The sequence below is a fragment of the Kordia sp. genome (assembly GCF_045105435.1).
Lineage (GTDB): Bacteria > Bacteroidota > Bacteroidia > Flavobacteriales > Flavobacteriaceae > Kordia.
The window spans coordinates 1-4,083 of the sequence record NZ_JBGCDL010000296.1; the positions used below are offsets into that span (position 1 = coordinate 1).

5 protein-coding genes are annotated in these 4,083 nt (G+C 34.2%); all 5 read right to left on the bottom strand.

The window, feature by feature from the left end:
* Nucleotides 1-416: acyltransferase (locus AB8B65_RS15150; RefSeq protein ID WP_405302107.1), on the bottom strand; the 416-nt coding region annotated here is incomplete at its 3' end.
* A 172-nt stretch (nt 417-588) separates the two neighbouring features.
* Nucleotides 589-1,449: a LytTR family transcriptional regulator DNA-binding domain-containing protein gene (locus tag AB8B65_RS15155; protein ID WP_405302108.1), complete on the bottom strand. Its 861-nt coding sequence runs from the start codon at nt 1,447-1,449 to the stop codon at nt 589-591.
* A 38-nt stretch (nt 1,450-1,487) separates the two neighbouring features.
* Entirely contained in the window at nt 1,488-2,438 is a 951-nt protein-coding gene (locus AB8B65_RS15160; protein WP_405302109.1) for a peptidoglycan DD-metalloendopeptidase family protein, read from the bottom strand.
* Between the two features lie 96 nt (nt 2,439-2,534).
* Nucleotides 2,535-3,734 carry a peptidoglycan DD-metalloendopeptidase family protein gene (locus AB8B65_RS15165; RefSeq protein WP_405302110.1) on the bottom strand — a complete coding sequence of 400 codons (1,200 nt, stop codon included), beginning with the start codon at nt 3,732-3,734 and terminating at the stop codon, nt 2,535-2,537.
* A gap of 124 nt (nt 3,735-3,858) precedes the next feature.
* On the bottom strand, nt 3,859-4,083 hold a 225-nt coding region (locus AB8B65_RS15170), incomplete at its 5' end, for a BlaI/MecI/CopY family transcriptional regulator (RefSeq protein ID WP_405302111.1).

Below are 4,083 nucleotides of genomic sequence, written 5' to 3' on the forward strand. Positions count from 1 at the left end.
ATCCAAAATAGATTTTCTATAAACCAAAGATGATTTACGCCAAAATGCCCGTTTGTATATACGTCAAAATAGGAAGTAAAAGAATCGATGTTTCCAAAGTATATTTGTGGCGGCACAATAACTAACACACCAAAAAACAACGGAATTAATAGGCGAGTGGCGCGTTCTTTTGCAAACTGAATCCAAGTACGTTTGGAGAATGCAAAAATAGTTCCTGTTCCAGAAATTAAGAATAGTAACGGCAAGCGAAATTGCTCAAAGAAAACCATGATATCATCTAATATTTTACTAGATTCTGGATTCATAATGTCAAAATCATCACCATTAAAAGGCATTCCTATGTGATGTAAATACACGGCTAAAATGGCAATAACGCGTAACCAATCTAAATCGTATCTGCGTGTTTTTGTTGTCATAATTTGTTCGTTTTTTTTGATAAAACAAACATACGAATCATCTTTATTGAACTTTTTTGAATGTGACTGTTTGCAAGGAAAAGTGACGAAATGCACTTCGACTTCGCTCAGTGTAAACACTTCGACTCCGCTCAGTGTGGCAGGAAATCACTTGAAGTGACGTTTTGTATTTTTAAAGTTTTGAAAAATGTTCGTTAAACTCTTTCAGTTTTGAACGCGAAACCGGAACCGTTTCCGCATAGTTTTCTAGAGATAATTGATAGCCTTGTGCATTTCCCACACAAGCAGTAATTTTTTCCAAATTGACCAAATAGGAGCGATGTGTTTTGTAAATATTTGACGCATTTTGTAAGTACGTTTCCAATTCTTTCAGCGTAATTCGTAAAAGCTTTTTCTGCACTTCGTTTTCTTTATGAATATAAATTTCGGTATAATTACTTTCTACTTTTGCGAATAGAAAATGTTGTATTTCAAATTGATAGTTTTCATTTCCTGACGCAATTTGAATAATTTGTTGCTTCAAACTTGCTGTAGTTGTCGGAATTTTTAGCGTTTCAAGACTTTTATTATGTTTGTAAATCAAGCGTTGTAAATTTAACGGAAGTGCAATCAACAACAGTAAAACGCCAATAAATACGGAGTTTCGTATTTCTTCATACAAATACCGAAACGACCAATTTTCTGGATTTTCGTAAATGATATCGCGAATTAAAAAACTACCAATTCCGATCAAAATTAATACAGAACTCAAAATCAGCATTTCTTTTCCTAAAGTCCATTTCGATTGATCTTTCACAAAGTAATTCACAATAGAAAAATACAGAAACGCAATTGGTAATGGCAGCAACGCGTGTAAAACTAAAATCCACAAATATGGTATTTTATGTTCTGTAGCGTTGATTTCAAAAGGTTCAAACACATACGAAAACAGAAAACTGACAACAGTTATTGCGCTTAAAATAAAGAGCAATTGCAGTTTGTTTCCATACACATACGGATATGGTTCGCGAAGGTATTTTGAAAGTTGAGTCATCAAAGAAAACAAATTGATGCGCTAATTTACTTTGAATTTTACTGCTTCACAATCAATTTTTGTCCAATTCTTAATTTAGACGTTTTACGAATAGCATTGTCTTTACACAATCGCGCAATAGAAACATTGTATTTGTTAGAAATTCGCGATAAAGTGTCGCCACTACGAACTGTATAAACCTTGGTTTCATCTGCTTTACTTGCAATTGCTTCGGCTTCAGTCGTAAGAAGTTTAATTTTAGATTTTCGTTTCGCATTATGTCTGTAAGCACTTGTCCATTTGCGTGTTATCCATATTTCATTACTGCGGATTAAATTGTCTTCGTTTGAAAAATCAAACACATATTCAGGATGAATTGGAATTCCTTGAAATAAAACCTCTAAATGCAAATGACTTCCACGCGCATTTCCTGTAGCGCCACCAGCACCAATTATTTGTCCTTTTTGTACGGTATCATTGACTTTTACCAATTGCTTGGATAAATGTGTATATGCGGTTTCCAATCCGTTATAATGACGTACAACGACTGTTTTTCCGTGTCCTGAATGGTAATTTACATAACGAACTACACCGTCAAACATTGACATCACGCGATCGCCAGTAACCAAATCAATATCAATTCCGTTATGCGCTCTACGATTTCGCCAGCCATAACGCGAGGTAATTACCTTTTTTCGGATGATTGGAGACGCATACGTACTATCTTTAAACGTGATTTTAAGCGGATACTCTTTTGCGACATTTTTATACGGATTGTATATTTTGGTATTCCAATTTTCGGCAATCCAATCTTTTTTGGGAGTTTCTAAAGTTTGTAAATGTTGTAAAGCAATCGAAATGGCTGGAAACGAAGTGTGTATCTTGAAAGTTTTAGTTTCTAATTTCATTTCGGTTTCAGCTTCTTTTTCAATAGCTAAACTATCTTTCGTCTGACAGTGCGCATAATTGCTAATAAAGCATGCGAAAACGATCAAATAAAATATTTTCATGGGTAATTTTAATTTAGTTTTTAAACATAGATTTTATAGGGAACTGCAATAATAACGCGTTCTGAGCGAATAAATTGTGAGTTCATTTTTCGGACATTATTCCGTAATATATTTCATTGGATTCAAGCGTTTTCCATCTTGACGTACTTCATAGTGTAAATGTGGCGCGGTTGACAATCCTGTGCTGCCAACATAGCCAATAATATCACCTTTTGCTACGTGCGTGCCAGCTTTAGTATTGAATCCTTCCAAATGTGCATACCAAGTTTCAAAACCTGACGCATGTGAAATCACGATTAAATTTCCCCATTTGCCTTCATCTTTTGCTTTTAAAACCGTTCCCATTGCTGTAGCAATAATTGGAGTTCCTTTCTTTGCTTTAATATCAATTCCGCCATGCGGCGTTTTATTTTTTAACTTTGGATGTTTTCGAACAACACCAAATTCAGAAGAAATATCTTTTATTGTTCCGTTTTGAACCGGAAATGCAGATGGAATTTCTCCTAATATTTTTAAAACTGTTGGCGATGTTTCGTCAAGAATTATTCCTGAATCTTCATTTTTAAAAGCCATAAATACGAGTGCAATTAAAGGTAGTACTAATATGTACGTGAATTTTAATTTGTTTTTTGATGATGATTTTGTAATCATTTCTATTCGTTTTTTGAGTGTTGGATGCGAAAAATAATTATAAGCAGGATTGGTGTTTTTTGGTTCAAGACTCATCAAAAGTAGCTGTAAATAAGATGATTTCTTGACTTTTTGCTGTGTTAGCACATACGCATCTGCTTGAAATTCGTGTACTGATTTTAAAGATTTTCTAAAGGAATAGGCGAGTGGATTGCACCAACTGAACGCTATAAAAAGTTCTGTCAAAACCACATCTACTGAATGTAATTTGAAAACATGTGCTTTTTCATGTGTGATGATGCATTCGTCAACGGAAGTTGCTTTTGTGCTTGGAACAAAAATCCAATGGAAATATGAAAATACTTCTGCAACCTGGGCGCTATATACAGTTGTATTGTGCAAAACGATGTTGTTTGCTGCTTTTTTTAGTTTGATTAATCGGAATGTAGTTTGGAAGAATCGCCACAAAAAACTGACAACACCAAGTGCATATATGGAGAAAATCCAAAAACCATAATCTACAGCTTGATGATTTCCAATTTCAGTTGTTGCTAAGTTGTTTGAAAGCTCTGAAAATGTTCCAAAATCGTCAAACAATGGAATTTCTATTGCGAATAATTGTATTTCTGGAAACAACTGACTGCTAAACGGCGCTAGTAGAGACAACGGAATCAGGCTTATGAGAAAGATTCTGTTGAACGTATGAAACGTAAATTGGCTAAAGATCAATGTATACAACAAATAAAAGCTGACAAAAACCAAACTCACTTGAAAAAAATATATCAACAAGCTATTCATCATTTGCTTTTAAATTTTTAATCTTTTCTTCTAAAATGGCTTTCATTTGTTCCATTTCTGTCAAATTCAAAGTGTCGCTTTCCGCGAAAAAGGAAGCAAACGTACTTGTGGAGCCATTAAAAAAGTTGCCAATGACTTGTTTTAAATGCTGTGAAAAATAGCGTTCTTTTGAAATTGCAGGCGCATATTGGCGAATCTTCCCGAAGGTTTCAAAATT

Excerpts from the sequence above, each read along its gene's own strand:
- AB8B65_RS15160 (WP_405302109.1), bottom strand. The coding sequence starts at position 2,438 with ATGAAAATATTTTATTTGATCGTTTTCGCATGCTTTATTAGCAATTAT.
- AB8B65_RS15155 (WP_405302108.1), bottom strand. The coding sequence starts at position 1,449 with ATGACTCAACTTTCAAAATACCTTCGCGAACCATATCCGTATGTGTAT.